Origin of the sequence: Nocardia asteroides, from assembly GCA_019930625.1 — a bacterium.
GTDB classification, from domain to species: domain Bacteria; phylum Actinomycetota; class Actinomycetes; order Mycobacteriales; family Mycobacteriaceae; genus Nocardia; species Nocardia sputi.
Genome location: CP082844.1, coordinates 1,483,144 through 1,509,266 on the forward strand (window position 1 = coordinate 1,483,144; position 26,123 = coordinate 1,509,266).

Annotated in this window: 26 protein-coding genes and 1 pseudogene; 14 read left to right on the forward strand and 13 right to left on the reverse strand. The window is 69.1% G+C overall.

Going from position 1 to position 26,123, the window contains the following annotated elements; translation table 11 throughout:
* The first annotated feature begins 197 nt into the window (after positions 1-197).
* Positions 198-836 (forward strand): methylated-DNA--[protein]-cysteine S-methyltransferase, encoded by a 639-nt coding sequence (locus tag K8O92_06980; GenBank protein ID UAK33677.1) that lies wholly within the window; start codon positions 198-200, stop codon positions 834-836.
* Positions 837-991: 155 nt separating this feature from the next.
* Positions 992-1,828, forward strand: a complete 837-nt coding sequence (locus K8O92_06985; GenBank protein ID UAK33678.1) for an alpha/beta hydrolase — start codon at positions 992-994, stop codon at positions 1,826-1,828.
* A gap of 6 nt (positions 1,829-1,834) precedes the next feature.
* Here K8O92_06985 and K8O92_06990 read toward each other — a convergent pair whose 3' ends face one another.
* From K8O92_06990 to K8O92_07000, 3 genes are all read right to left on the reverse strand, one after another.
* The gene (locus K8O92_06990) at positions 1,835-2,113 is read right to left on the reverse strand and encodes a hypothetical protein (GenBank protein UAK33679.1); all 279 of its coding nucleotides are present in this window, start codon (positions 2,111-2,113) and stop codon (positions 1,835-1,837) included.
* A 6-nt stretch (positions 2,114-2,119) separates the two neighbouring features.
* Positions 2,120-4,723 carry a LuxR C-terminal-related transcriptional regulator gene (locus K8O92_06995; protein ID UAK33680.1) on the reverse strand — a complete coding sequence of 868 codons (2,604 nt, stop codon included), beginning with the start codon at positions 4,721-4,723 and terminating at the stop codon, positions 2,120-2,122.
* 116 nt (positions 4,724-4,839) lie between these two features.
* The gene (locus K8O92_07000) at positions 4,840-6,129 is read right to left on the reverse strand and encodes an adenylosuccinate synthase (GenBank protein ID UAK33681.1); all 1,290 of its coding nucleotides are present in this window, start codon (positions 6,127-6,129) and stop codon (positions 4,840-4,842) included.
* Between the two features lie 268 nt (positions 6,130-6,397).
* On the opposite strand from K8O92_07000, the gene K8O92_07005 reads away from it, so the two are divergent.
* Both K8O92_07005 and K8O92_07010 read left to right on the forward strand, forming a co-directional pair.
* Complete coding sequence (locus K8O92_07005; protein ID UAK33682.1) at positions 6,398-7,069, forward strand: hypothetical protein; 672 nt, start codon at positions 6,398-6,400, stop codon at positions 7,067-7,069.
* Positions 7,066-7,842 carry a site-2 protease family protein gene (locus K8O92_07010; GenBank protein UAK33683.1) on the forward strand — a complete coding sequence of 259 codons (777 nt, stop codon included), beginning with the start codon at positions 7,066-7,068 and terminating at the stop codon, positions 7,840-7,842. Before K8O92_07005 ends, K8O92_07010 begins: the two co-directional genes overlap by 4 nt.
* Before the next feature lie 333 nt (positions 7,843-8,175).
* Here the strand turns inward: K8O92_07010 and K8O92_07015 are convergent, their stop codons facing one another.
* From K8O92_07015 to K8O92_07025, 3 genes are all read right to left on the reverse strand, one after another.
* Positions 8,176-9,279, reverse strand: coding sequence for an FUSC family protein (locus K8O92_07015; GenBank protein UAK35494.1), 1,104 nt, complete (start codon positions 9,277-9,279; stop codon positions 8,176-8,178).
* Positions 9,280-9,384: 105 nt separating this feature from the next.
* Positions 9,385-9,837 carry a DUF3151 domain-containing protein gene (locus tag K8O92_07020; protein UAK33684.1) on the reverse strand — a complete coding sequence of 151 codons (453 nt, stop codon included), beginning with the start codon at positions 9,835-9,837 and terminating at the stop codon, positions 9,385-9,387.
* A gap of 208 nt (positions 9,838-10,045) precedes the next feature.
* Complete coding sequence (locus K8O92_07025; protein UAK33685.1) at positions 10,046-11,110, reverse strand: hypothetical protein; 1,065 nt, start codon at positions 11,108-11,110, stop codon at positions 10,046-10,048.
* Positions 11,111-11,546: 436 nt separating this feature from the next.
* Here K8O92_07025 and K8O92_07030 point away from each other — a divergent pair, with 436 nt between their 5' ends.
* Positions 11,547-12,413 (forward strand): hypothetical protein, encoded by an 867-nt coding sequence (locus K8O92_07030; GenBank protein UAK35495.1) that lies wholly within the window; start codon positions 11,547-11,549, stop codon positions 12,411-12,413.
* A gap of 98 nt (positions 12,414-12,511) precedes the next feature.
* Positions 12,512-13,579: a MaoC family dehydratase N-terminal domain-containing protein gene (locus K8O92_07035; protein UAK33686.1), complete on the forward strand. Its 1,068-nt coding sequence runs from the start codon at positions 12,512-12,514 to the stop codon at positions 13,577-13,579.
* Positions 13,580-13,588: 9 nt separating this feature from the next.
* Here the strand turns inward: K8O92_07035 and K8O92_07040 are convergent, their stop codons facing one another.
* Positions 13,589-15,055 carry a DUF4185 domain-containing protein gene (locus K8O92_07040; protein UAK33687.1) on the reverse strand — a complete coding sequence of 489 codons (1,467 nt, stop codon included), beginning with the start codon at positions 15,053-15,055 and terminating at the stop codon, positions 13,589-13,591.
* Between the two features lie 283 nt (positions 15,056-15,338).
* On the opposite strand from K8O92_07040, the gene K8O92_07045 reads away from it, so the two are divergent.
* Complete coding sequence (locus tag K8O92_07045; protein UAK33688.1) at positions 15,339-15,689, forward strand: excalibur calcium-binding domain-containing protein; 351 nt, start codon at positions 15,339-15,341, stop codon at positions 15,687-15,689.
* Positions 15,690-15,830: pseudogene (locus tag K8O92_07050) on the forward strand (excalibur calcium-binding domain-containing protein).
* Between the two features lie 27 nt (positions 15,831-15,857).
* On the opposite strand, the gene K8O92_07055 reads toward K8O92_07050, so the two are convergent.
* Both K8O92_07055 and fbaA read right to left on the reverse strand, forming a co-directional pair.
* Complete coding sequence (locus K8O92_07055) at positions 15,858-16,976, reverse strand: FHA domain-containing protein (protein UAK33689.1); 1,119 nt, start codon at positions 16,974-16,976, stop codon at positions 15,858-15,860.
* A 31-nt stretch (positions 16,977-17,007) separates the two neighbouring features.
* On the reverse strand, positions 17,008-18,042 hold the full coding sequence (gene fbaA, locus K8O92_07060; GenBank protein ID UAK33690.1) for a class II fructose-bisphosphate aldolase: 1,035 nt from the start codon (positions 18,040-18,042) through the stop codon (positions 17,008-17,010).
* 297 nt (positions 18,043-18,339) lie between these two features.
* Here fbaA and K8O92_07065 point away from each other — a divergent pair, with 297 nt between their 5' ends.
* Together K8O92_07065 and K8O92_07070 are read left to right on the forward strand one after the other, a co-directional pair.
* Positions 18,340-18,996 carry a VTT domain-containing protein gene (locus tag K8O92_07065; protein ID UAK35496.1) on the forward strand — a complete coding sequence of 219 codons (657 nt, stop codon included), beginning with the start codon at positions 18,340-18,342 and terminating at the stop codon, positions 18,994-18,996.
* Positions 18,997-19,001: 5 nt separating this feature from the next.
* A complete protein-coding gene (locus K8O92_07070) occupies positions 19,002-19,700 on the forward strand; it encodes a DedA family protein (GenBank protein UAK33691.1) in 699 nt (232 codons plus the stop codon).
* Positions 19,701-19,706: 6 nt separating this feature from the next.
* Here the strand turns inward: K8O92_07070 and K8O92_07075 are convergent, their stop codons facing one another.
* The 3 genes from K8O92_07075 to K8O92_07085 form a co-directional block, all read right to left on the reverse strand.
* Complete coding sequence (locus tag K8O92_07075) at positions 19,707-20,792, reverse strand: fructose-bisphosphate aldolase (GenBank protein UAK35497.1); 1,086 nt, start codon at positions 20,790-20,792, stop codon at positions 19,707-19,709.
* Between the two features lie 269 nt (positions 20,793-21,061).
* Complete coding sequence (locus K8O92_07080) at positions 21,062-21,745, reverse strand: RNA methyltransferase (protein UAK33692.1); 684 nt, start codon at positions 21,743-21,745, stop codon at positions 21,062-21,064.
* A gap of 55 nt (positions 21,746-21,800) precedes the next feature.
* The gene (locus K8O92_07085) at positions 21,801-22,142 is read right to left on the reverse strand and encodes a DUF4190 domain-containing protein (protein ID UAK33693.1); all 342 of its coding nucleotides are present in this window, start codon (positions 22,140-22,142) and stop codon (positions 21,801-21,803) included.
* A gap of 92 nt (positions 22,143-22,234) precedes the next feature.
* Here K8O92_07085 and K8O92_07090 point away from each other — a divergent pair, with 92 nt between their 5' ends.
* The 4 genes from K8O92_07090 (at position 22,235) to K8O92_07105 (ending at position 25,430) form a co-directional block, all read left to right on the forward strand.
* On the forward strand, positions 22,235-23,605 hold the full coding sequence (locus K8O92_07090) for a sensor domain-containing protein (protein ID UAK33694.1): 1,371 nt from the start codon (positions 22,235-22,237) through the stop codon (positions 23,603-23,605).
* Positions 23,602-24,279, forward strand: a complete 678-nt coding sequence (locus K8O92_07095) for a response regulator transcription factor (protein UAK33695.1) — start codon at positions 23,602-23,604, stop codon at positions 24,277-24,279. The genes K8O92_07090 and K8O92_07095 overlap by 4 nt, the downstream gene beginning before the upstream one ends.
* A gap of 67 nt (positions 24,280-24,346) precedes the next feature.
* Complete coding sequence (locus K8O92_07100) at positions 24,347-24,922, forward strand: Uma2 family endonuclease (GenBank protein UAK33696.1); 576 nt, start codon at positions 24,347-24,349, stop codon at positions 24,920-24,922.
* A 61-nt stretch (positions 24,923-24,983) separates the two neighbouring features.
* On the forward strand, positions 24,984-25,430 hold the full coding sequence (locus K8O92_07105) for a hypothetical protein (protein ID UAK33697.1): 447 nt from the start codon (positions 24,984-24,986) through the stop codon (positions 25,428-25,430).
* Here the strand turns inward: K8O92_07105 and K8O92_07110 are convergent.
* Positions 25,414-26,121 (reverse strand): lysoplasmalogenase, encoded by a 708-nt coding sequence (locus tag K8O92_07110; protein UAK33698.1) that lies wholly within the window; start codon positions 26,119-26,121, stop codon positions 25,414-25,416. The genes K8O92_07105 and K8O92_07110 overlap by 17 nt on opposite strands.
* Between the last annotated feature and the right edge of the window lie 2 nt (positions 26,122-26,123).

The following is a 26,123-nucleotide window of genomic DNA, read 5'->3' on the forward strand; positions in this document are numbered from 1 at the left end:
TGCCGCGTACGGACCAGCGCCCCGCTAAGCCACACTGCGCCCATACCAGGCCAGTGGGGGCGGCACTCCGTGTACCGCCACGTGACCCAGCACGTCGACGCCGCACGCGATCGTCGCGACACATACTGATACAAGGCCACTTGTGAAACTGGCCTGCTCATTGCGTACTTGTCGGTCCCGCGGTGCAAACTTGGCTCATGAGTGACGCCACTCGGCTCGCCGCCGCGACCGAGCCACCGGCGACGGAGACCACCGGTTCCGCTACCGAGCCTGGAGCCTCCGGCCGCCACGCCGCCGCGACGCTGTTCGACACGACGATCGGCTGCTGCGCGATCGCATGGAGTTCGGAAGGGGTGATCCGATTCCAACTCCCCGAGGCGAGCCCGGCGGCCACTCGCGCGCGCATCACGCGCCGTCGCGCCGGACACCCGGACGCGGAGATCCTCGAGGAACCACCCACCGACGCCATCGCAGAGACGATCGCAGGCATTCGCGCCCACCTGGCGGGCGAACTCGACGACCTGCGCTGGATCGCCCTGGACACCAGCGGCATTCCGCAGTTCCACCGTGCCGTCTACGCTGTCGCCCGCGCCATCGACCCCGGCCACACGCTCAGCTACGGTCAGGTCGCCGACCGCGTCGGCGCACCCGGTGCTGCCCAAGCGGTCGGGCAGGCTCTGGGCCGAAACCCGATTCCGCTGATCATCCCGTGCCACCGCGTACTCGCCGCCGATCACGCACTACACGGCTTCTCCGCACCAGGCGGCATCGACACCAAGCAGCGTTTGCTGACCATCGAGCGCACATCGGGATTCGGCGAGCCCACTTTGTTCTGAGCAACCCAGGCGCCGGTACCGGCCCCGTACAGCGCCGGATCCGGCCGCTCGCAGTCCCGCGGATCCCACGCTCCGATGAATTCGTGGAGTTCGCTTCGTCCCTATGAGCGAAGCATCGGCGGAACCCGCCCGATAGGAAAGAAAGTGAGCAAACGATGGAGACTGTGACCTCGGCCGACGGTACAGCGATCGCGTTCGACCGGTACGTCGGCGGCGACAACGGAGTCGTGATACTGATCGGCGGCGCCTTCGGTTTCCGCCGATTCCCCAAGATGGTCGAGTTGGCCTCGGCACTGGCCGAGCAGCACCACCTGACCGTGATCAACTACGACCGGCGTGGCCGCGGCGACAGCGCGGATTCGCCTGGCGTCTACGAAGTCGACCGGGAGATCGATGACATCGCCGCGCTGGTCGAGGCCGCGGGTGGCACGGCGGCGTTGTTCGGCTGGTCCTCGGGCGCCGCGCTCGCGCTCCGCGCCGCCGAGTCCGGCCGGGTGCGGGGCATTACGAAGGTCGTCGCATTCGAGCCGCCTTTCGTGGTCGACCGCGAAGGATTCGTGCCCCAGGCCGACCTGGAGATACGGCTGCACGAACTGATCGCCGCCGACCGCCGCGGGGACACCGTGCGGTTGTACATGACCAAGGCTATGGGGATGCCGCGTGTCATGGTCGCGGCCATGCGTCTGACCCCCTTCTGGAAGGATCTGCGCGCCACCGCACCGTCCACCGCGCACGACTGGGCGGTGATGCGTGACTTCATGCGCGGAGAGCCGTTGCGCGCCGAGGATTGGTCCGGGGTCGATGTTCCCACGCTGGTCATCGCGGGCGGCAAGAGTGACGCGCTACTCCGCAAGGGAGCCCGCGCCATCGCCGCGGTTCTTCCCGACGCCGTATTCCAGGAGATCCCCCGACTCAGCCACAACCCGGATATCAAACTCCTGGCCCCAGTCGCCGGTTCGTTCCTCACCGGTGTCGAGCAGCATGCCGAGTAGGGCGGCTCACTCTATGGGGTGCGCGCGGAAGAATTCGCAAGCTTCTCCGGTGATGTAGCCGTCCGCGCAGCCGAAGTAGGTCTGGATGCAGGCGTTCGACGAGCAGCCGAGTTCGATCAGTTTCTGCCTGATCCGCGCGTTGCGCTCCTGAGGCGTCTCGGTCTTCGACGCCACCGTCGCCGAGGGAGGCGCCGAACTGGTGGCCGGTCCGGGCCGGCCGTCCGAGCATCCGGCGCCCAGGACCGCCGCGGCCGCCAGCACGCACATCACGAGGGTGGATCGCACGACCACTCACCCGCTCCCGGACTCGCCGCGCATCAGTGCTCCGAGGGACTCGCGATCGGTGACGTCCATCTTGATGCAGGCGCGGTACAGATGGCCTTCCACCGTGCGCACCGAGACCGTGAGCCGGTCGGCGATCTGCCGGTTGGACAAGCCCGCCGCCACCAAGTTCGCGATCTCGCGTTCCCGGGCGGTCAACGGCAGCGGCTGCGCGGCCTGTCGCAACGCCGGGGTACTCGCTCCACCGCAGGCGGCGGCGAGCCGGTTGGCCGTGGCGGCGGACTCCAGCAATCTGCGCCGGTCCCCGGCTCGCTCGTGTGCCGACGCGGCCTGCGCCGAGGCGTCGGCAGCCGACAGCATCACGCCGATGCGCTCGAAATCCGCTGCTACCGCGTCGAGTCCGGGGCCGTCGTGGTCGGCGAGCGCCACCGCGTGCCGGGCCTGCACCTGCACCAGCCGCCCGTCCAGGCGTGCGGCCAGGTCCGCCAGTCGTCCGGCCACGGAATGATCGCCGAACCGGGCCGCCGTGTGCAGTGCCATGGCTTCGATCGCGTGCTGATGTGAGCGGGCGGCCGAGTCGGCGGCGCTCACCGCGATCCGGATGGCCGGGGTCACGGTGCCTTCGGCGGCCGACAGCCAGGCCCGCGCGATTTCCAGCTGCGGTTCGTACACCGCGCTGTGCCTGCCGCCTCGCGCGGTGGCGTGCATGATCGACTCGGCGGCTTCGGCGGCGCGCCCGAGCGCCGAATACGCTTCGGCCAAACGGATCCGCGCGGGGAACATCCAGGCGGCCGCGCCCTCGGCGGCCAGTGCGGCCAGCGCCTGTTCCAAATTCTCGATGCCGTCTTGGAACCGGCCCTGCGCCACGTCGACGGTGCCCTGCAGGATCTTCGACATGCCCCAGGCCAGGTACTGGCCGGGTGAGGAGTAGCCGACGAACGCCCCGGCGCAGCGTCGCGCCTCCTCCAGGTCGCCGGTGAAGGTCAGGGCGAGCACCTCGGCGTGCGTGGACATGAAACGGTTGAGCCCGTCGATGTGGCCTTCCACCTCGTGCCCACGGGCCGCGTACTGCCTGGCCGCTGCGCCCTTGCCCATCAACGCCAACGCCAAGCCGCCGCCGAAGGAAGCCCACCACACCGCCCACGGCGGCGCGCCATCGGCGGACATGACCGTTTCCGCCTCGGCGATCGCGTTCTCGACCAGGTTCTCGTTGACCGCGCTCGCGGACGCCAGACCGGTGAAGATGGCCGCGATCTTGGGATGACGCACCTTGCTCCGCACCAGTTTCAGCACCTCGTCGGCGCGGTCGGCGTCACCCATGGCCCACAACAGGTTCGCCACCCGGGTGCTGCCCCAGCGCGCCAGCTGCACCTCGTCGAGCTGGTCCGGGTCGAAGCTGGCCAGGGTGCGCTCGGCCTCGATCCGGTGCCCCTGCCACAGCAGGGCGCGGGCCAGCAGGTCGGCGGACTCCACACCGCCGCGCCGCTCCACCGCCGCCCGCGCGAAACGTTCCCCCAACGGCAGATTCGCCAATCCGATCGCGTCGGCGGCGGCGGCCTCGAACAACTCCAGATCGGCGGATTTGTCGCTGTCCAGGGCCAATTCGGCCAGCCGGATGCGGTCGGCGGCGGAATTGATCGGGCGTTCCTTCAGCGACGAGTACAGCCTGCCGCGCAGACGCCGCGCCGAGGCGATGCCCAGCCTGCGCCGGATCACCTCACCGAACAGCGGGTGGTTGTAGCGCACCATGAGATCCCGGGAATTCTCCACGACCCGGATGACGCCGCGGGTTTCGGCGGCTTCCACCGCGTCCTCGCCCGCCAGCTCGGCGAGGACGTCGAGATCGATCGGCTCACAGAAGGTCAGCAGTTCCAGCACCCGCAGCACCGGCTCGGGCAACTGCTCGACCCGGTCCTCCAGCAGCGCGGCCAGCTCGGAGGTCACCGCCGCGCGGCCGCGCAGCTGCCACACGCCGTTGACTTGGCGCAGCGTGCCCGCCTCCAGCGCTCCCTCGACCAAATGCCGGAGGAACAACGGGTTTCCGGCGGAGGACTCCCACATCAGATTGGCGGTGAATCCCTCGAGCTGCCCGCCGAGCATCGACTCCACCAGCTCCACGCTCTGGCGCTGGGTGAACGGGCGCAGATCGATGCGCGTCAGGTGGCCGTCTTTCCACAGCGAGGTGACCGCGTCCGGCACCGGGACTCCGCTGCGAACGGTCACCACGATGTGGGCTGCCTTGTCGATGGCCAGCTGCAGCAGCAATGTGGCGGAGAGCTGATCGAGCAGATGCGCGTCGTCCACGCCGATCACCGTGTCCCCGTCGGCGAGCAACGCCTCGCGCGCCGCCGACATGAACGTGACCGGGTCGTGCGCCGTATAGACGCCCACCATGTGCGCGAACACGCCAAGGGGGATGCTGCGCGCCGACTCGGTGCCCGCGACCCAGCGCACGTTGCCGCCGATCGCGGAGGTGGCATGCCGGGCCAGGGTGGTCTTACCCACGCCCGCATCGCCGGTCAGTACCACCCCGACGTGCTCCGGACCGGTCAGTGCCGCGCGGATTGCCTCGAATTCGCTTTCGCGCTCGATCATCGGCCAGTTCCGAGCCATGCTCTAACTGTAGTTCTTCATCGATCATGATCGAAGCCGAGCGAGCACGATAGATGGGGCCAATGTGTGGTGATGTCCACGAATCTCCGCTGGACCGCGCGAAATTCGAACAGGTTCTAGCCGAGCACGTCGTGGCGGACGATGGTCTGATCCCGGCCCGGACCCACGCCGATGCAGGAGATGCGGGCCCCGGAGAGCTCCTCCAAACGCAACACGTACGCCTGGGCGTTCGCGGGCAATTCCTCGAAGGTGCGCGCGCCGGAAATGTCCTCCCACCAGCCGGGCATTTGCTCGAAAATAGGCTTCGCGTGATGGAATTCGGTCTGGGTGGTCGGCATCTGCTCGACTCGCTCACCATCGACCTCGTAGGCGACACAGATCGGCACCGTCTCCAGACTGGATAGAACGTCCAGTTTGGTGAGGAAGTAATCGGTGATGCCGTTGACCCGCGTGGCGTAGCGCGCGATCACCGCGTCGAACCAGCCGCAACGGCGGGCGCGGCCGGTGGTGACGCCGACCTCGCCGCCGGTCTTGGCCAGGTAGGCGCCGAACTCGTCGAACAGCTCGGTCGGGAAGGGGCCGGAACCGACCCGGGTCGTGTAGCACTTCAAGATGCCGAGCACGGTGTTGATCTTGTTGGGTCCGATGCCCGCCCCGACCGCCGCGCCGCCGGAGGTCGGATTCGACGAGGTGACGTAGGGGTAGGTGCCGTGGTCGACGTCCAGCAGGGTGCCCTGCGAGCCCTCCAGCAGCACGGTCTCGCCGCGCTCGAGCGCCAGATTCAGCTTCAGCCTGGTGTCGGCGATCCGATGGGAGAACCGGTCGGCCTGCGTGAGCACCTCGTCGACCACCTGCTGGGGATCCAGCGCCCGGCGGTTGTAGATCTTGACCAGCACCTGGTTCTTGAACTCCAGCGCCGCCTCGACCTTCTGGGTGAGGATCTTCTCGTCCAGCACGTCCGCGACGCGCACGCCGACGCGCGCGACCTTGTCCTGGTAGCACGGCCCGATGCCGCGCCCGGTGGTGCCGATCTTCTTGTTGCCGAGGAAGCGTTCGGTGACCTTATCGATGGCCACGTGGTAGGGCATGATCAGGTGCGCGTCGGCCGAGAGCAGCAGGCCGGAGGTGTCCACGCCGCGCTCTTCCAGCCCCGCCAGTTCGTCCAGCAGCACGCCGGGATCCACGACGACGCCGTTGCCGATGACATTCGTCACGCCAGGGGTCAGGATGCCGGAGGGGATCAGGTGCAACGCGAAGTTGTCACCGTTCGGCAACACCACGGTGTGGCCGGCGTTGTTGCCACCTTGGTAACGGACCACCCAGTTCACCCGACCGCCCAACAGGTCGGTTGCTTTGCCCTTTCCCTCGTCACCCCACTGGGCGCCGATGAGGACGATTGCCGGCATGGTCGTGTCTCCTACGGTTCGACAGGCAACACTGATGTGTTGCAGCTACCTGCCGTACTGAGGCGGTGGCCGGAAGGACAGTCTAGCCGACCCGTCCGCGGCGGCATCGCGGCGGATCTCGTCGTAGGCTCGACAACCGTGTGGTCGCGGCCGGGCAGGGCTATGGTTGCACGGCACGCCGAGCGGCAGCGCGGCGTGGACGGACGAGCCGCAGCCGGTTCGGCCGCAATGGCGAGGGGCCCGACGGTGTCGGCTCGAACCGAGGAGGGTGTACGGCAGCTTGAGTACCCATGTTCTCCGCTGCGACGGCGCCCCCGTACCCATCGCGCTCGCGGCGCTGCCGACCACCCAGACGGCCGCCATCCCCGAGTCGTCCGTGATCGATGAGCTGCTTCCCGTGCTGGCCGCCGACAGCCTGCCGCGGCTGATCGTGCTCGGCGAGGACGCCGCGCTGGCCGCGGTGCTCACCCACCTGATGCGCACCGAGCGCCTGCACGTCGAGATCGGCTACGTACCGATCGAGAAGTCCTACGCTTCGCGCGCCTACCAGACCGGCACCGGCAACGCCGCCGCCAAGCGCGCCATCGAGGGCCGCGCTGTCCAGACGCCGCTGATCCGCGACGACACCGGCAAGGTGCTCGCGGGCCGAGCCGTGATCACCGGCGTCGGCGGGGAGAAGCTGGAGGGCGAGGCGTACGTCGACGACACGCAACTGTTCTCCGGCAAGGTGGCGGCCATGCTCGTCTCGCCGTGCCTGGAACCGCCCGGCGTCCGGGCGACCGTGCGCAAAGGCTTCCGCAAGCGGCGCTGGCTGGAGGGGCGAGCGGCGCAGCTCGGCACGCCCGGCGCCATCGTGACCAGGGACGGCATCCGCGCCGACCGCCCGGTGCCGCGCTCGACTTTCTACCGCCACCACGAACCCTGGCTGCTTGTGCGATGACCATTCCGATCGACCGCAGGTCGCGCGCGGTGCGGCCGAGCCCGGTGTTCCTGCTCGTGATCGCCCTCACCGCCCTCGGCGGTGCGCTGGCCTGGGATGCCCCGCTGGACTCGACAAGAGCCAAGGCCGGGGTCTTCGTCTTCGTGGTGTTCGGCTGGGTGGTCTCGCTGTGCCTGCACGAGTTCGCGCACGCGTACACGGCGTGGCGGGCGGGTGATCGTGAGGTCGAGTTGCGCGGCTATCTGACGCTGAACCCGTTGAAGTACAGCCATCCCCTGCTGTCGATCGTGCTGCCGATGGTGTTCATCGCGCTGGGCGGCATCGGCCTGCCGGGCGGCGCGGTCTACGTGCACACGCACAATGTCGCGCCACGTACGCAGCGGATCATCAGCGGTGCGGGGCCCGCCGTGAACGCACTGTGCGCGGTGCTCCTCTTGGTGGTGGTTCAGCTCTGGGGCAGCACCGATTCCCATCCGGCTTTCTGGTTCGGTGTGAGTTTCCTTGCGTTCCTGCAGATCACCGCGACGCTGCTGAACCTGATCCCACTGCCGGGACTGGACGGTTACGGCATAGTCGAGCCGTCGCTGAGCTACCAGACCAGACGCTCGCTCGACCAGTTCAAGCCGTTCGGCATGCTGATCCTGTTCGCGCTGCTGTTCACCCCCGCCATCAACGAAGTGTTCTTCGACGCGGTGTACGCCCTGTTCGAGCTGTCCGGCGTTCCGTCGGACTGGTCGCGCTACGGCAGCTACCTGACTCGATTCTGGACCTGATCCGCGGCTCGAACCGGCCGACCTGCGACGCTCCGGATATACGCGGGCGCAGGGCCGCCCGGTCGAATCGGCCAGGCGGCCCTGCTTCTTCGCTCGCGTCCGATCCGCCCCTTCCCTGGCCACCACACCCCTTGGCCAAGGAACCATTTCGTCCGCGTGCGAAGCGGTCGACCGCGATTCCCCTCGACTCGCGGTCACATCGCAAAACTACGGCGGGAAGACGCGCGGAACACGAGTAGCGGACTACCCGAAGATCAATTTTTCGGCGCGCCGCGCCGGACGCGGACCACGGTGCCGGGCGCGAATGTCCGATTACCGCTGAGTAGTCCGGGTTCAGACCTCGGGCCGCACGTAGGGGTTCTTGACCGTCGGCGGCAGCAGGGCAATCGCCGAGACACGCTGGACGCCGCAGACTTGCATCAGGTCTACCAGCGTCGAACGCACCTGCGCGAAGACGACGTGGGCCGAAAGTCCCGCGCCCGCTACCAGTTCCGGACGCGCACCCTTCGCGACCGAGCGCAGTACGCGGGCGGCTTCGGCCCGGTCGGGCTGTTCGCCGGGGTCGGTCAGCATCATCCGGCGCACCACGTCGACGGCCTGGCCGAGGCGCTCCACCTCGTCGATCAATCCGGGGTGGAGGATTTCGTCGTCGCGCACCAGAGTCAGCGAGCGCCGCAACAGGACTCGGGTGTTGCGGATGGCATTGTCCAACGGATCGGCCGTGGCCCTGATGCGTTCGAGGCGGGAACGGGAGTTCCAGTACAGCGGCGAGATCCGGCTGATCTCGCGGCCGCCCTCCAGAGTCGCGCGCAACGAGTCGATCTGCGGCTGGGTGGCGCGCATCGCGGTGAGCGCACGGTGCAGCTTCTCCGGATCCTGCTCGAGCAGACCGTCGGCGCAATCGGTGATAGATCTGCCCATCACGCCGAGAATGTCCGCGGCGAGCGTTCGCGCCCTGCGCACGGGGTGCAGGGGAATCGCGGCGACCACCACCACGCCGACCAGACCGCCCACGAGGGCGTCGATCATGCGGGAGAAGCCGCCGCCCACCGAGGGCGGCAGCAAAGTCGCCACCAGCACGGCGGAACCCGCCGCCTGCATGGTGATGATCGAACCGCCGTCCAGGAACACCGCCGCCGCCATGGCGACCGCGACGACCAGCGCGATCTGCCAGACACCGGTACCCGCGCGGGAGATGAACAAGTCGCCGATGCCGATGCCGACCGCGACGCCGACCACCAGCTCCACCGAGCGGCGCAACCGGGCGCCGAAGGAGATGCCGATCGACACCACTGCGGCCGTCGGCGCGAAGAACGGCAACGCGTGGCCGATGACGTGGTGGGCGAGGAACCAGGCCAGCGCGGCGCCGACCGAACACTGGATGATCGGCAGCACCGACCGGCGCAGCCGCGCCCAAGAAGTGCGCAGCCTCGCCATACTGCTCGCGCGGGCGACGCCGACGCGGGAATCGGGCGCCAGCCCGCCGGTCAACCGGCCGCCGCTGCTCCTGGAATCATTACGCGATGCTGCGCTCACTACGGCTCAGTCGAGACCCAGCTCCGCGGCCGCCCGGGGGTCGCAGTCTTCCAGCAGGTCGAGGCAGCGCGCGTACTCCTCGGTCTCACCGATCGCCTTGGCGGCGCGGGCCAGCGCGCCCACGCTGCGCAGGAAGCCCCGATTGGGCTCGTGGCTCCACGGCACCGGCCCGAAGCCCTTCCAGCCGTTGCGGCGCAGCAGGTCCAGGCCGCGGTGATAGCCGGTGCGGGCGAACGCGTACGCGGCGACGATGTCGTGGTTGACCGCGTCGTCCTGGGCTTCGCCGCGACTCAGCGCCGCTTCGGCGAGGTGCGCCCATGCGATCGAGGCGGCCGGGTGATCGGCCGCGACCCGCACCGGATCGGCGTTGTCGAGCAGCGCGTCCTCGGCGTCGGAGATTTCGGGTAGCAGTACCGGTTGCGGTCCGAGCAGGTCACCGAACGAGGTCATGCGGTTCATTGTGCACCGCAGGCCGATTTGCCCGATAGGCGGCTGCCTCTGCTCCAGCTCGCGTTCCGCTCTCTCCGGCGCGAGCCGAGCACGGATTTCGGTCCGGTCGCGGCTCGTCGTGCGGGACGGTCGGCGCCGGTTCGGCTCGGCGTGGGTTGATGACGGACTTCGGCGGGCCGCGCCCATTAGGCTGGCCGTCGAGTTCAACAGTTCCGCCTTAGCGAGGGGTGTGCGTGTCCGACCCGAACGACGAGAAGAACACGGCGCGTGACAGTGCCGGACCGGCCGACACGGCAGGGGCCGACGCACGCCCTGGCGCCGCCACCCAACGTATTCCCGCCCCGGGCAAGAGCGCTGCGGATTCATCGGCTGCCCCCACCGAACGCATCGCCAAGACGCAGCGGCCGGGCGGCGAGAAGGCGCCGACCGGTCGCGACACCCCGGACGCTTCCCCGGCGGCATCGAAGGCGGACGCGGGCGCCGGTGGTCCGGCCGCCGGCGCGGCGCACGCAGAAGACCCGAAACCGGCAGCAACCGATAACGCGAATCCGGCGATGCCGAAACCGGTGACCCGCCCCGCGGACGGCACGAACTCCTTGGCCTCCGCCCCCGCGAACCCGGCCGCCCCCGCGAATCCGGCCGCCTCCGCGTCGGCGAACACCACCGCGAAGAATGTTCGCCCGGCACAGCAGACCTCACCCGGGCTCGGAGCGTGGAGCGGCACGAGGCCCGCCGCCCCCGCCAGGAAGAAGTCCCCGAACCAGCCCGCTTCACGTCCGGCCGCGCCGAGTTCCCCCGCGACCGGTGTTTCCGGTGGTTCGGGCGCATCCGCCGCCGGCGGCCCCGGCGCACCGGTCCCCGGCTCCGGAGGCGGCGCGAAGACGCCTTCCTCCGGCCCGGTCCCGAACTCACCGGCTACGGACAACGCACGTACCGGCGCGGCGGGTAGCGCAGACAAGTCGAAGCCCCCTGCTACCGGTTCGGCGGCTCCTACTTCCGCGTCGACCGGACCAGCCGTCCAGCCGAAGACCGGACCGAATACGCCGACCTCTTCCGGGCCCGCCGCATCGCCCGCACCCGGCGCCGCGGGCACGGCGCGTTCCGAATCGGCGAGCACCGGCAAGGCGAACGCCGCGCCCGAGGAATCCCGCGCCGACGCGGGCACGCCGGGCGCCGACGCGGAGACGACCGCGATCGATCGGACGTCCGCGTCGAAGCGGCCGGAGGGCGGTAGCGATACGACTGCCGACACCCCGAAGGCCGGTTCCGCAGAGGCGCGCACCGTGGTGATCAAGCGGGATCAGTTGCCGTCCGCCACCACGCGGGGTTCGGCAGCAGCGAGCGGCTCCGACGCGAAAGAGTCCGCGAAGCAACGGGAGCAACCCGCCGCGGACAAGACGGCGCCCGGCTCGGCCGCGAAAGCCGCCGCCGCCGCGAAGACCGAAGCGGCCGAGCCCGCCGAGGCTGCGCCGGGTTCGTCGGCGGGCACAACCCGGAGCGGGAAAGCCGCGGCGAGCGATTCCGATTCGCCCAGCGGCGCCGCCGAGACGGCGGCACCCCCGCAGGGCGGCCCCGCTCCGGCGGGCGAAGGCGCGACCGTCGTGATGCGCAAGCCGCAGCCGCCGGCCGGGCAGGCGGGTCCGGGCTCGGCGACCGCCGCTGAGCCCACCCAGGGAAACGAGCAGAACCCACCCGGTTCCGATGACGTGACGATGGCGATGCCGGTCGTCGGCCTGGACGACGCGAAGACCGTCGCGCTCCCCATCCAGCGCCCCGCGGACGGCGGCAGGCCGGGGACCGATCGCGTGGTCGCGCCGCCCGCGGGACCGGTGCCGATCACGAAGCCGCCGAGCACGCCGCGTCCGGCCTCCGGGCCCAAGCAGTCCGGTCCGTCCGGTCCGCAAGGTCCCTCGGCCCCGCCGCAGCACGGACCGGGAGTCGAGGAGACCCGGCCGTCGCCGCAGCGCTCCCAGGGCAGACCGCGACAGGTGGCTACCGCACCGTCGCCCGCCGACGTCCAGCAGACCGTGCCCGCGCAATCCATGGCCGGTCCGCGGGCGCCGCACACCCGGCCCGTCGCGCCGCCGCAGCGGATCGCCCCTGCTCCGCAGCCCGGCGCCGGGGCGTCCGCCACCGGGTCCGCCGGGATCAATCGCCGACTCCTCGGGGTGGGCGCCGCGGTCGTGCTGGTGGTCGCGCTCGTCGCGGCGATCGTGGCGCTGGTCACCATGACCGGAGAAGACTCCCCCGAGACCCAGGTGCGCGGCGCGATCACCAGCTACACCGAGGCACTGCGGGCCGGCGACCTGGAGGCGCTGCGCTCCAGCACCTGCGGTCCTCTGCACGACTTCTATCAGGGCATTCCGAGTGACCAGTTCGCGGGCGTGCACAAGTTGTCGATGGAGCGCAAGAACATTCCGGTGGTCGACAGCGTCGACGCCATCCGCATCACCGACGACACCGCCATCGCCCAGGCCACGGTGTACACCGAGGCCGACCCGGCGAAGCGGTCGGCACGCACCTTCGATCTACAGCGCACCGACGGCGGATGGAAGGTTTGCGACCCGCCCTCCGGCACGCAGTAACCACTCAGCCACGCGATAGCCGACACGCATCGATGCCGGTCGCGCATATCACACACACCTGGTCAATGGTCCGGCTCGGCAGTAGCATGGCCCGGATCATGAGCAGGGAACAGACGATGGCGCGGCCGGATGTCGCTGTCGCTGCGGCGACGCCGGCCGGACAGCGATTCCGGGTGCGTGACCATTACGAGGTGGGCCGGGAGAAGGTCCGGGAGTTCGCGCGCGCGGTACAGAATCACCACGCGGCGCATCAGCGCGACGGCGATGCTCGCGCCCTCGGGTATCCCGGGATCATCGCGCCGCCGACCTTCGCCTCGGTGATCGGGATGACCGGGACCAGGGCGCTGCTCGACTCGGTACTCACCGACTACGACCTGTCCCAGTTCTTGCAGACCGACCAGGTCTTCGAGATCTATCGCCCGATCCTGGCCGGCGACCGGGTGCGCAGCGAGATAGTCGTCGAGTCGATCCGCCGCTTCGGTGACAACGACTTCATCGTGGTGCGCTTCGCGCTGAGCAACCGGCACGGCGACGTCGCCATCGTCGGGTCGACCACGATCGTCGCGCGCCGCGGCGCCGAGGCCGACGCCGCCTTGAACGACGTGGTCGAGAACATCATGATGCACGGGCGCCCGGCCGAGTCCGATTCCGCCGGAGCCACCGTCGGCTCCAACGACGCCCTGGTGCCGCTCGGCGTCGGTCCCTTGGTCGAGCCGCACGAACACGAGAACGCGCCGGTGCACACGCTGCCGTCGTTCGACGAGCTCGCCCCGGGCGACCAGCTCCCCGACGGCTCCTTCCGGCTGACCCGCGGCGACCTGGCGAACTACGCGGGCGTGTCCGGCGATGCCAATCCGATCCACTTCAGCGATCACGCCGCACAGATCGCCGGGCTACCGACCGTCGTCGCGCACGGCATGCTGACCATGGGCTTGGCCGGTGGCTATCTCACCGCGTGGCTGGGCGATCCGACCGCCATCCGCAAGTTCAGTGTGCGGTTCTCCGGCTTCGTCCCGGTCGCCGCCGACGCGGCGAGCACGGTCGAGTTCACCGGCCGGATCAAGTCCCTGGACCCTGGTAGCCGCACCGCGACGATCCTGCTCGGCGGTTCTTCCGAAGGACGCAAGCTGTTCGGTCGCGCGCTGGCCGAGGTCCGGCTGCGCTAGGCGACCTGATCACTCGGCAAAGACCGAGTGCATCAGGTAGACGTTGTAGTCGTTCCAGGTCGACATGGTGAAGTAGAAGTCCGATCCCGAAGACCAGGGGTGGATGAACCCGCCGTAGAGCTCCGGATAGTTCAGCACGGACACCGTAGGCGTGCTCTGCGACCACACACCCTGCGGTGCGTCCGCCTCACGCACGACGATGGCGGCCTTCGCCGTGTCCAGATAGCTCATCTGCCAGACGTCGCGGGCGGCGTCGTAGCGCACGGAGAGTTCTCCGGCAGGGCCGTCGACGATCGGCGTGGCCGAGGCGAACCCGCCGACCGGCGTCCACACGCCGTCGCGCCAGTACTGGTAGGCGGTGGTGTTGAGGATCTGGTCCTCGGGCACCCGGGCCAGGCCGACCGCGCCGAGCCGGGTATTGGGCGTGCCGAACATGTACACGTAACCGCCCTGCGGAACCATCGCGCTCACTTGGAAATTGGCGAGACCGAAGATGTTGTCCCAGCGTGCGTGCGGATCCTTCGTCCAGGTCTGCCCGTGGTCGTCGGAGTAGGCGATGCCGCCGTAGTTGGTGAAGAACGTGCCGGGGAGGCTGTTCCAGGTCCGAATGGACATGTAACTCAGGTACTGTCGCCCGCCGAGCGCGAAACCCGACGTCGGAATGGTGGTGACCTCGACGTTGTCGAGTTTGCGGCTGGAGAGCACCTCGGCGGCGTGGCAGCGGTCGTCGGTGACCATCCGGTCGAAGCTCACGCCGTCGGCGAGGTCGCGGTCTGTGCTGAAGGCGAGCACGTTGCTGCGCCAATCCAGCCCCATGCCGCCCGGTGGATGGAAGCCGCGCCCAACGGTGTCGCCGAACGCGGCCGCGATCTCGCCCGGCGCGCTCTCCCACATGATGCCGAGGTCGGTGCCGTCCACCTGCCACCGTTTATCGGTGCGGTTCACCGAGTTCGCGCCGGTCAGCTTCGCCACCTCGCGGGCGGGGCCCAAGCGCGGCGCGGGCCGGGCGGGCGACTGCGCCGCGGGTTCGACCGGCGGCCGGATCGGCGCGGGCGGCGCGGGCACCGGGCCGGGAGCAGGACCGGGCCCTGGAATCGCGAAGTGGAACGGTTTGGGATTCAACAGGATCTCCGGAACCCCGAGCTGGGCGGCGAGACCGGGCGGCGCGCCGGGCAGATCGGTGAGATCCGGGCAGGGACTGGTGCAGGGGTCCGGGGGAAGCTCCATCCGCGTCCGCTTCGGCACGGTTTCCGGCGCCTGCGCCGGGAGCACGGTGACCACCGGATAGGGGATCGGCACCTCCAGCGTCTTGGGCACCAGCGGCTCGTGGGTCGCCACCGGGTCGGTCGCGCACGGGCCAACTCCGGCTGGGCTGTCGGTCGCTTCCGGCGCGGCGGCGGCAGGCCCGTCGGCGTAGACGAGCACTCCCGCGCCGACAACGACCGCACCAACCGCGGCCAGCATTCGCATCGCCATTGCAAACCCCTCGAAATCCATTGCGGACACGAAACTCGCGGACACGAACCAGCGGAACGACCCTACCCCGTTCGAGTTTCGGATACGGCCGACCGACACGCCGAATAAAAAGCATGAGATTGCTTCATTTTGTCCAGCGGGACACGGCAACCCTGCTAGCGTCCACTCCGCGACGACTCCTGTCGGGGAGAGTGGCCGTCCGGAGCACCGCTCCGGGTCATAGTTCGAACCCGTTGCCGCCGAGTGTGTCCGACGCGCCCGGCGCCGACCGAAAACGGATCACATGAAGAACACGCTCCTGCGTACCCTGCCCGGCGTCGGCTCCGCCTGCCTGCTGACCACCGCCGCGCTCACCCTCGGATCGCCCGTAGCGGTGGCGGACCCGCTGACCAATCTGTTGTGCAATTCCGGCTCCGCTCAGTTCTGCCCGCCCCCCGCGGCACCACCGCATACACCTCCACCCCGGTCGGACAATCCACGGCAGCCGAACAACCCGCCGCCACAGGTACCGCCGAGCCCCTCCTACAAGAACTGCACGGAGGTCCGCAACGCGGGCCGAGCTCCCTTGCTGCGCGGACAACCCGGTTATGCCTCGCACCTGGACCGGGACAACGACGGAATCGCCTGCGAGTGAATCGACACCGAGTCCGGTGAGCCATCGCGGAAGACCTACACCGATTGCGACCAGGTCCGTGCGGAAGGGGCCTGGCCGCTCTACCGCGGGGAGCCCGGCTTCAACGCGCATCCGGACCGGGACGGCGACGGAATCGCCTGCAATCGGCGCGACCAGCGATCGGAGCGACTAGCGCAGCGCCTGGAAGGTCAGGATCGTCGCGCCGATGCGGATCTGATCGCCGTCGGCGAGCAGTGCGCCGCTGTCGATCTGATCGTCGTTGACGAAGACGCCGTTGGCCGAGTGCAGGTCCTTGATGAGCAGGCCCGCGCGGCTCGGCATGATGTGCGCGTGGTAGCGGCTGGCTCTCGGATCGTCCAGGACCAGGTCGTTGTCGGTCATCCGGCCGATACGCAGACCGCCCTGGGCGATCGCCACCACTCGCCCGTCCGGCATGCGCAGTTGGCCGCTGCGCACGGCGCGCGGCACCTCGGTGACGGTCTCGGTCATCGCCGCGGCGAGGCGCTCGACCTGACGCAGTTCGACCGTGCTCAGCGGCTCCTGCCGCAGCACGCGCTGCTCCAGGTCGACCAGCGCCGGTCCCGGGTCGATGCCCAGTTCGTCGGCGAGCACCCCGCGTACCTTGCGGCAGGCTTCCAGCGCGTCCGCCTGACGTCCGGACAGATACAGCGCGGTGATCAACTGACCCCACAGCGGTTCGCGCAGCGGGTGCTCGGTGGTCATCGCGACCAACTCGCCGATCACCGAGGACGCCCGCCCGCAAGCGATCTCGGCGTCGATGCGGGCCGAGGCCGCCAGCAGCCGCTCCTCGTCCATGGCGGTGGCGAAACCGTCGGCGAACTGCAGACCGGCCAGATCTGCCAGCGCCCGGCCGCTCCACTCGCGCAGCGCGGTACCGAACAACTGCGCCGCCCCCGCGTGATCGCCCACCGCGGCGGCACGGGCGCCCGCTTCCCGCGCTGCCTCGAAACGACCCAGGTCACAGGCGGTCTCATCGATCTCCAACCGATAGCCCGAGGACTCGGTGCGCAGCACCGTCGCCGGGTCGACGCCGGAATTGCGCAGCGCCTTACGGATGTTCGAGACGAAGACCTGCAAGCTGGCGGCATAGGAGTCGGGCGGTTCCTCGTTCCACACCAGGTCGGCGAGCGCGGCCGACGACACCGCGCGTCGCCGGTTCACCGTGAGCGCGGCGAGCAGAGCTCGCGGTTTGGGCCCGCCGACCGCCACCGGCTCACCACCGACGAGCAGGCGAACGGGCCCGAGCACGCGCACATCCAGACTCATGTGCACCTAGCCCTTGACGGGTGTATCAGGGTCAGGCGCTGATCGAGCGTCCGGCGGAGTGCAGGTCGTTGCACGCCTCGACCACGCGCGCCGCCATCGACGACTCGGCCTTCTTCAGGTAGCTGCGCGGGTCATAGGCCTTCTTGTTGCCCACCTCGCCGTCGATCTTCAGCACACCGTCGTAGTTGGCGAACATGTGCCCGGCGACCGGCCGCGTGAACGCGTACTGGGTGTCGGTGTCGACGTTCATCTTCACCACGCCGAAGCGCAGCGAGTCCTCGATCTCGGACTTCAGCGAGCCGGAACCGCCGTGGAAGACGAAGTCGAACGGCTGCGCGTCGGCGCCGAGGCCCAGCTTGGCCGCCGCGACCCGCTGCCCTTCGGCGAGCACCTCGGGCTTGAGCACGACGTTGCCCGGCTTGTACACCCCGTGCACGTTGCCGAAGGTGGCCGCGAGCAGGTACTTACCGTTCTCGCCCGCGCCTAGCGCGTCGATGGTCTTCTCGAAGTCCTCCGGCGAGGTGTAGAGCTTTTCGTTGATCTCGGCCTCGACACCGTCCTCTTCACCGCCGACGACGCCGATCTCGACCTCGAGAATGATGTTGGCCGCGTGGGTGGCCTTCAGCAGTTCCTTCGCGATCTCGAGGTTCTCGTCGATCGGGATCGCGGAGCCGTCCCACATGTGCGACTGGAACAGCGGGTTCTGTCCGGCGTTGACCCGCTCCTGCGAAATCGCCAGCAGCGGCCGGACGAAGGTGTCCAGCTTGTCCTTCGGGCAGTGATCGGTGTGCAGCGCGATGGTCACGTCGTACTTGGCCGCGACCACGTGCGCGAACTCGGCCAGCGCGACCGCGCCGGTGACCATTTCCTTCACACCCTGGCCGGAACCGAACTCCGCGCCGCCGGTGGAGAACTGGATGATCCCGTCACTGCCCGCGTCCGCGAAACCCTTGATGGCCGCGTTGATCGTCTCCGACGACGTGCAGTTGATGGCCGGGAAGGCGAAGGAGTTGGCTTTGGCCCGACCGAGCATCTCGGCGTAGACCTCCGGAGTCGCGATGGGCACAGTAAGACCTCCGTGTTGTGCGGCAAAGACCTATTTTGTCAGCCTTCACCCTAAGGCAGCAGTGTTTCGCCTGGTATGCAGGGAGGGAGTGCGCAGATGACCCACGGGTAATTTCGCGCACAGCATGAGCATTCTCAGGTGGAGCCGGTACTGTGGTGCCGGTAATTTGCGCTGGCAGCTTCCGACGCGGTGGCAAGCGATGCAAGCCAGCCGTATCGGACAGGAGGCCACGTGATTCTGCAGGCAGCGACAGAATCGGTGACGAGCAACCTCGCGCTTACCGAGTTGCTCGACCCGATGCACCTGCTCACGGAGACGTGGCTGAAGAACGCGGTGCTCCCGGCCATCCTGGTCATCGTCTTCATCGAGACCGGCCTGCTGTTCCCGATCCTGCCCGGCGATTCGCTGCTGTTCACCGGCGGCCTGCTCGCCGCGCAGCCGAGTCCGCCGGTGTCGATCTGGGTGCTGGTGCCCGCCACCGTGGTGGTCGCCTTCGCGGGTGACCAATGCGCGTATTGGATCGGCCGGGCGATCGGTCCCGCGCTGTTCCACAAGGAGGACACCCGGTTCTTCAAGAAGCACTACGTGACCGAGACGCACGAGTTCTTCGAGAAACATGGACCGAAGACGATCATCCTGGCCCGGTTCGTGCCGATCGTGCGCACCTTCATGCCGGTGCTGGCCGGTGTGTCCAAGATGGACTACCGCAAGTACGTCGCGTTCGACATCGTCGGCGCGCTGCTGTGGGGCGGCGGTGTCACGATTCTCGGCTACTTCCTGGGCAACGTCGCGTTCATCCGGGACAACATCGAGGCGATCTTCCTGCTCATCGTGTTCGTCTCGATCCTGCCCGGCATCACCGCGGTGGCGAAGAAGCTGCTCAACCGCAGCGCGCCCGCGACCGAACCGGTCGAGGCCGAGCTGACCGCTTCGACCAGCGAGCCCACCCACTGAAGCCGGTGACGACCGAATCGTCGCCCCTAGCCGTGGGCAGTTTCGATCCCCTGTTGTCGGCGGGCCCCGCGCTCGTCTGGACAGTGGTGTTGACCTTCGTCTTCCTCGAGTGCGCCGTGATCCTCGGGCTGTTTCTGCCCGGTGACTCGATGCTCATCACCGCGGGCATCGTGATGGCCTCACATGCCTCGGGTGAGGCGCACGTCTGGGCGCTGTCGCTGGGCGCGATGGTCGCGGCCATCGCGGGCAACCAGGTCGGCTACGTGATCGGGCACCGGACCGGACAACATCTGGTCGCCCGCAAGGACGGCAGATACATCAACGTCCGCAACCTGCAGCGTGTCGCCGAGTTGCTGCACCGGCACGGATTCGTCGCGGTATTGATCGCCCGGTGGATTCCGTGGGTGCGCACCCTGTGCCCCTCGGTCGCGGGCGCGGCGCGCATGGACCACCGCAAGTTCACCGTGGCCAGCACCATCGGAGCGATCGTCTGGGCGCCGGTGCTGTTGCTCATCGGCTACTACGCGGGCAGCTTCTTGCAGCGTGTGCCGTGGTTGATGCCGATCGTGATCGGCACGCTGGTGGTGGGCCTGATCATCGGAACGGCGCTCGGCGTGCGGCACTACCGGCAGGAGATGTCGCAGCCGGCCGAGGACTTCACGCTCGAGACCACACCGAGCGTGGTGCTGGAGTCGGAGAGCTGAATCCGGTCACAGACCCGCGGCGCTGACCTGGTAGGCCGCCTCCATGAGCAGCCAGCCGGACAACTGCACGGACAGATCGCGTCCCGGTACTTTCGACGAGGTCACCGAACCGCCGGAGGTGAAGTGGCCCGCTCCGGCGCTGCCGCCGGGCAGTTGCGCAGGCTTGCTCCAATCGTGCCCGAACAGCGGCTCGCCCTCGACCTGGAGCCGGTTGGCCCAAGCCGCCTCGGCGGACGCTTGCACGATCGCGGCGGCCCGACGGCGGTCGGCGACCTGTTCCCGATCCTCACCCGGCAGCATCACGGCGACCAGCGCCAGGTAGCGGACCAGGATGCCGTTGAACAGTCCGCCGTCGCCGCCCCCGCCGCCGTTCACGACGCCCTCGGTGGTCATGTGTTCCTCGACGGCCGCGAGCAGCCGGTGCACGCGTTCGATGTGCTCGGGCTCGCCGGTCTGCACGGCCAGCTCGGTCTCCAGGCCGAGCGCCACGCCTTGGCAGTAACTGAACACCGGACGCTCGATCTCACCGGAGGGCAGGTGGATGCCGTCCAGGATCAAACCGGTCTCCGGATCGCGCAGCGTGGCATGCAACCAGTCGGCCATCTGCTGGGCGCGCTGGATCCGCCCGAGGCGCAACAGCGCGATCGCGGCGGGACCGTTCGCGGGCGCGTTGAAGTAGTCCGAGCCCAGGCGCCACGGCAGACCGCCGCCGATCTGCGGGCGCCACCCGTCGTGCAACTGCTTCTCCAGCGCGGCCAGCGCACTGCGCACGTCGGCGCCCTGAGTGCGCTCGGCACGTTCCAGCGCGATGGCCAGCCAGGCCATGTCGTCGTAGTACCGGTTGGTCCAGCCGGTCAGGTTGCGGATACGGTGCGAGCGCGCCAGCGCGGCGATTCGCCTGCGGCGCAGCGGTGTCGGCGTCCGGTTCGCGGCGTCGACCGCGCACTCGAGCAGATGCGCCTGCCACCAGTAGTGCCACGAACCGAAGACCCGCTCGCGCTTGGTGGCAGGCCAGCCGACCACGCCGAGCTCGGTCCCCGGCAGCGCCCACAGCGCGCGGAGGTGGCGTGAGACGACCGCCGATTCGGCCATGTCCGCCCGTTCGGACCACAGCGTCGCGGGCGCCCCGGCATCCCGGCCCGCCTGCGCCCGGCCGGCCGGCGGACGCGGTGCCGAGGAGCGCTTTTCGGCGTGCTCCGCGCGCGGCACCTCGATATCGTCGCTCCGCGAGGTCATGTGTCAATGGTGCCAGGCCAGAACGGATTTACGCGCCCGATTTGTTACGAAAGCGATGTTAAATCGTGCCGGTTCGCACCGTCACCGGAAGATCTCCTGTTCACGAGGCCGAGCGCGCGACACGATCATGACCACGCCGTGGACAGATCGGCGTGTTGCCGGATCCACGCGTGCATCGCGATCCCCGCGGCCACGCCCGCGTTGATGCTGCGGGTGGAACCGAACTGCGCGATCGACACCGTCATCACGGCCGCCTGCTTGGCGTGATCGGTGACACCGGGGCCTTCCTGGCCGAACAGCAGCAGGCACGCGCGCGGCAGCGTGACCGTCTCCAACGGGACCGAGCCCGGCACGTTGTCCACGGCGACCACCGTCAGCCCGGCGCGTTCGCTGAACGCCAGCAGCTCCCCGATGTCGGCATGGTGGCGGATGTGCTGGTAGCGGTCGGTCACCATGGCGCCGCGGCGGTTCCAGCGCCGTCGGCCGACGATGTGCACCGCCGCGGCGGCGAAGGCGTTCGCCGTGCGGACCACCGTGCCGATGTTCGCGTCGTGCCCGAAATTCTCGATCGCGACGTGGAACGGATGCCTGCGCCGATCGATGTCGGCGACGATGGCCTCGCGGCTCCAGTACCGGTAGGCGTCGACCACGTTGCGGCGGTCGCCGCCCGCCAGCAGTTCGGGGTCCAGACGCGGATCGTCCGGTGGCGGCTCGACGTGCTCGCTCGCCCACGGGCCGACGCCGTTGGGATGCTCACCCCACTCCGTCGGCCCGGGGAGGTCCTGCTCGGCCGTGTCCGGGTGACTCACCCCGACGATGCTAATTCCGGCCACCGCGCCGACGCGGGGTGGCCCTGTGCCCGGCTCAGTAGCTGGACGACGAGCTTCCCGCGAACGCGCCGACCAGGCCGAGTATCACGAACAACACGACGAACACCAGGCTCAGGCACAGCAGCGCGGTGGCGATGATCCCGCAGATGTAACCCGCGTTGACGTTCCCCCGGCCACCGATGGCCCCGCCGGACGTGTCGATCTCGTTCAGCGCCCGCTTGCCCATCACCCAGGCGAAAGGCCCCATGATCTGGCACAGCACGAGACTGAGGATGCCCAGGATCAAGATCGTGGTGGCCTGCGGGTGGTCCGGCGGAGGTCCGTAGGCACCGTAGGCTGGATAGCCGTACGGTGGCTGCTGCGGCGGATAGCTCATCAGCAGGATGGTAGTGGGTGTGGCCGACTACACCACATATTCGGCGGACAGCTCTATCGAACCCCCGAACCGCCGCGACAACCATGGAATCCATGACCGAGACACACGCCGAACCGACCCTCGCGCTCGACCCGCCGCCTGCTGCGCCGGAACCGGAAGAGCACGTGCTGCGCGCGGTGCTGCTCGCGCCGGTGCGCGCCCGGTTCTGGAAGGAACTCGTCTACGTACTCACCGTTTTCCTGCTCGGCTGCGTGGCGGTCGTCTATCTGTTCTTCGGGTTCGGCGGCGGACTGTATCTCGCGATCACCATCATCGGCCTGCCGGTGCTGGCACTGGTGCTGCTCGGTGGGCGGGTGTGGGGCCGCGTCTACCGCGCGCTGGCCGAGGACCTCCTCGGCGTCGCCGTCGCGCCGCCTCCGCCGTTCGCGCCCGCACCAGGCCCGATCGGATTCCTGAAGGCCGCTTTCACCGATCGGGCGAGCTGGCGTGTGGTGCTGTTCCTGCTCGCCCAGGCCGTGCTCGGCGTGGGGGTCGGGTACCTGGTGCTCGTCGTGGTCGCGATGACCATGTTCATCGCGCTGTCCCCGATTCCGTGGGCATTGGTCCACCCGACCAACGTCGACGAGCACGGCGTCGAGCACCAGTCGATGGTCCAGTTCGGCGATTTCTACATCGACAGCTTGCCGAAGGTGCTCGTCTTCGCGCTGATCGGCCTGCTCGGCTGCCTGGCGCTGCCCTGGCTGCTGCGCGGCGTCTGCTGGGTGCACCGGCTGCTGACCATCGCCCTGCTCAGTGCGACGGCGCGTGACCGCCGGGTGACCGAGTTGCAGGAAAGCAGGCGGACCGCGGTCGAGGACGCCGCGGCGACGCTGCGCAGACTGGAACGCGACCTGCACGACGGCACCCAGGCCCGGCTGGTCACCATCGCGATGGCGCTGGGCCGGGCCGAGGATCGGCTCGCGGCGGGCGGGGATCCCAGCGACCTGATCGCGGACGCGCACGCGGGCTCCAAGGAGGCGCTGGCCGAGCTGCGCGAGCTGGTGCGCGGAATCCACCCGCCCGCTTTGGAACTCGGTCTCGAGCCGGCCCTCGAGACGCTGACGGCGCGCTGCTCGGTGCCGGTGGAGCTGCGGGTGCACCTGCCCGAACGACCGACTCCGGCCATCGAGGCGATCGCCTACTTCTCGGTGGCCGAGCTGCTGACCAACGTGGTGCGGCACGCGCGGGCCACCAGCGCGTGGGTCTCTGTGCTGCCGAGTGACGGACGAACCATCGCGGTCACGGTCCGCGACAACGGGATCGGCGGCGTGGCGCCCCCCGCGGACGGTGCGTTCGGCGTGGGCAGCGGGTTGTCCGGTCTCGCGGCGCGGGCCCGGACCGTGGACGGGACGCTGAGCGTGCAGAGCCCGGCAGGCGGACCGACCGTGGTGACCATCCTGCTCCCGCTGGCGGGGTCGCGATGAGCCGGCGGCGGGACGCGGCCACGAGCGAGGGACTGCGCATCGTGATCGCCGAGGACAGCGCCATCCTGCGGGACGGGCTGGCCGGGCTGCTCACCGAGCGCGGCCACGAGGTGGTCGCCATGGTCGGTGACGCGACCACCCTCGCCGACGTGGTCGGCGCGCACGATCCCGACGTCGCCGTGGTGGACGTGCGAATGCCCCCGAGCTACACCGACGAAGGGCTGCTCGCGGCCATCGAGCTGCGCCGCAAATACCCGATGACCGGCGTGCTGGTGTTCTCCCAGTGGGTCGAGACCCGCTATGCCACCGAACTTCTCGCCTGTGGCGCCAGCGGCGTCGGCTACCTGCTCAAGGATCGGGTCGCCGACGTCAGGGACTTCGTGGACGCGCTCTACCGCGTCGCCACCGGCGGCACCGCGCTCGATCCGGAGGTGGTGAGTCAATTGATGGGCGCCTCGCGTCAGCAGGATTCACTGGCCCGCCTCACCCCACGTGAGCGCGAGGTGCTCGAGCTGATGGCGCAGGGCCTGTCCAACAGCGCCATCGCCGCCGCCCTCACCGTCACCGAACGCGCGGTGGAAAAACACATCGGCAACATCTTCATCAAGCTCGATCTGCCGCCCTCCGACACCCACCACCGCCGTGTACTGGCGGTATTGCGACTCAAAGGGTGATTTGTCGGCCGCCTCGCCCACACTATGTGCCACACTCCCCAGCGAATCGACAGCATGGGAGGGCATCGTGAGCATCGGTTCCTACTGGCCTGATCACCTTCTGACGCTCGCGGAATGGGAGGCGCTACCCGAGGACAACAGCCGTTGCTACGAACTGGTGGAGGGTGTTCTGCTCGCCTCGCCGCGCCCGGCATCGCGACACCAGTGGGCGACCTTGCGACTCGCCGCACAGATCGAGCCGCAACTGCCCGCCGGCTACAGCGCCCTCGTGCAGTCGGAAGTGGTGGTCTTCGATGGCCGACTGCCGACTGTCCGTGTCCCTGACGTGCTGGCGGGGCCGAGTGAGGACCTCGCCGCGAACCTCCCGCGCTGGAACGCCACCGACATCCTGCTCGCGGTCGAGATTCTCGCCGACGGCACGCGCCGCACCGATCGACTGACCAAATGGTTCGAGTACGCCGACGCCGGTATCGAGCACTACTGGCTGCTCGACCTGGAGCCGGTCCGCTTGACGGCATACCGGTTGATCGGCGGCGGCTACGAGCTGGTCGCCGAACGCTCCGGCTCCGTGACAACGGAGCTGGCGGGAAGTCCGATCACGATCGACCTCACCGGCCTGACCAGCCGTCGAGCGCGCGGATAGCCGTCCGCGTCGACTGTGCCGGGCCTATCCTGGAGGTCTGGCACTCGGGGTGGAGGCTGGCATGGAACACGAGCGGATATTGCGCACGGTGCTCGGGGTCACCGCCGGGTATCTGGTTCTGCTCGCGTTGTGGCTGGGGTGGGTGGTGCACCGGACGCCGCCTGGGACGGTGCCGTATCAAATCGTGGCGCTGGTCGGGTTGTTCGGCTCCTGTGTCGGCGTCGGGATGCTTCTGGCGGCTCGTCCGTCCAAGGCGGATCGCCAACTGTGGCGACACGGCTTGGAGGGTTGGGCGACGGTGGAGGGCGTGCACCCGCTGGAGCGCACCGACCATCACACCGAGCTCACCGAACTGGATCTGGAACTGACCGTGCCCGGTTCGCAAAGTTACCGGGGCACCGTCGTTTTCGACGTCACACCGGCCGACAAACCCCGCCTCGCGGTCGGCGAGATCCTTTCGATCCGCGTGGACCCGGCGAACCGGGATCGCATCATTCTGGTGCTGTGACCACCGGCTCGAGGTGGGCTTTCGGGTCGGCGAGCAGATACTGCGCGGCCGCGTAGGTAGCCAGGATCACGCCTTCGGTCACCCGGCGGGCGCGCTCACCGCGCGCGAACAACCGCCGCAGCACGATGAGACCGTCGGAGACGGTGAACAGCAGCGCGCCGAGTCCGAGGCGGCTGCGCGGATCGGCGCCGGGGATGTTCAAGCCCGCCATGTTTTTCGTGGTGGGCGCCAGCGCCGGGTCGGAGGCCAGCACGGCCGCGGCGCCCAGGGTGACGCCGTATGCCGTCAGCGGTGCGGCTACCGAGGGCGCTTTGCTCCGCAGCAACCCTGCCGCACCCAGCCAGGCGACCACCCGCGGTATCGCTGCCCCGACGGTGGGCCTGCCGCCCATCCGCCACCACAGCGTCGCGTACCCGGCCTGCATCACCGCGAACGACGAAGCCCCGGCGATCAGCCTGTGGTCGTCGTCCGGGTCGATGAGCAATATGTCGCCGACGGTCGCCGCACCCAGCGACCCGATCAGCACCCTACGCTCAGTGGGCGGCAGCTGCTTGCCCTCGGTCGCCACGTCGGCCGCGAGCAGTGGCATGAGCAGCGGTTTCGCGATCCACTGCACCTTCTCCCGTCCGGTGACCGCGCCGTAGACGGTGACCGCCGCCGCCGCGAGATACCCGGCTCGGAACAGGCGCATCG

Coding starts and splice junctions, on each gene's coding strand:
- K8O92_06980 (UAK33677.1), top strand. CDS start 198: ATGAGTGACGCCACTCGGCTCGCCGCCGCGACCGAGCCACCGGCGACG.
- K8O92_06985 (UAK33678.1), top strand. CDS start 992: ATGGAGACTGTGACCTCGGCCGACGGTACAGCGATCGCGTTCGACCGG.
- K8O92_06995 (UAK33680.1), bottom strand. CDS start 4,723: ATGGCTCGGAACTGGCCGATGATCGAGCGCGAAAGCGAATTCGAGGCA.
- K8O92_07000 (UAK33681.1), bottom strand. CDS start 6,129: ATGCCGGCAATCGTCCTCATCGGCGCCCAGTGGGGTGACGAGGGAAAG.
- K8O92_07010 (UAK33683.1), top strand. CDS start 7,066: ATGACCATTCCGATCGACCGCAGGTCGCGCGCGGTGCGGCCGAGCCCG.
- K8O92_07015 (UAK35494.1), bottom strand. CDS start 9,279: ATGGCGAGGCTGCGCACTTCTTGGGCGCGGCTGCGCCGGTCGGTGCTG.
- K8O92_07020 (UAK33684.1), bottom strand. CDS start 9,837: ATGAACCGCATGACCTCGTTCGGTGACCTGCTCGGACCGCAACCGGTA.
- K8O92_07030 (UAK35495.1), top strand. CDS start 11,547: ATGCCGGTCGTCGGCCTGGACGACGCGAAGACCGTCGCGCTCCCCATC.
- K8O92_07035 (UAK33686.1), top strand. CDS start 12,512: ATGAGCAGGGAACAGACGATGGCGCGGCCGGATGTCGCTGTCGCTGCG.
- K8O92_07040 (UAK33687.1), bottom strand. CDS start 15,055: ATGGCGATGCGAATGCTGGCCGCGGTTGGTGCGGTCGTTGTCGGCGCG.
- K8O92_07045 (UAK33688.1), top strand. CDS start 15,339: ATGAAGAACACGCTCCTGCGTACCCTGCCCGGCGTCGGCTCCGCCTGC.
- K8O92_07055 (UAK33689.1), bottom strand. CDS start 16,976: ATGAGTCTGGATGTGCGCGTGCTCGGGCCCGTTCGCCTGCTCGTCGGT.
- K8O92_07065 (UAK35496.1), top strand. CDS start 18,340: ATGCACCTGCTCACGGAGACGTGGCTGAAGAACGCGGTGCTCCCGGCC.
- K8O92_07075 (UAK35497.1), bottom strand. CDS start 20,792: ATGGCCGAATCGGCGGTCGTCTCACGCCACCTCCGCGCGCTGTGGGCG.
- K8O92_07085 (UAK33693.1), bottom strand. CDS start 22,142: ATGAGCTATCCGCCGCAGCAGCCACCGTACGGCTATCCAGCCTACGGT.
- K8O92_07090 (UAK33694.1), top strand. CDS start 22,235: ATGACCGAGACACACGCCGAACCGACCCTCGCGCTCGACCCGCCGCCT.
- K8O92_07095 (UAK33695.1), top strand. CDS start 23,602: ATGAGCCGGCGGCGGGACGCGGCCACGAGCGAGGGACTGCGCATCGTG.
- K8O92_07105 (UAK33697.1), top strand. CDS start 24,984: ATGGAACACGAGCGGATATTGCGCACGGTGCTCGGGGTCACCGCCGGG.
- K8O92_07110 (UAK33698.1), bottom strand. CDS start 26,121: ATGCGCCTGTTCCGAGCCGGGTATCTCGCGGCGGCGGCGGTCACCGTC.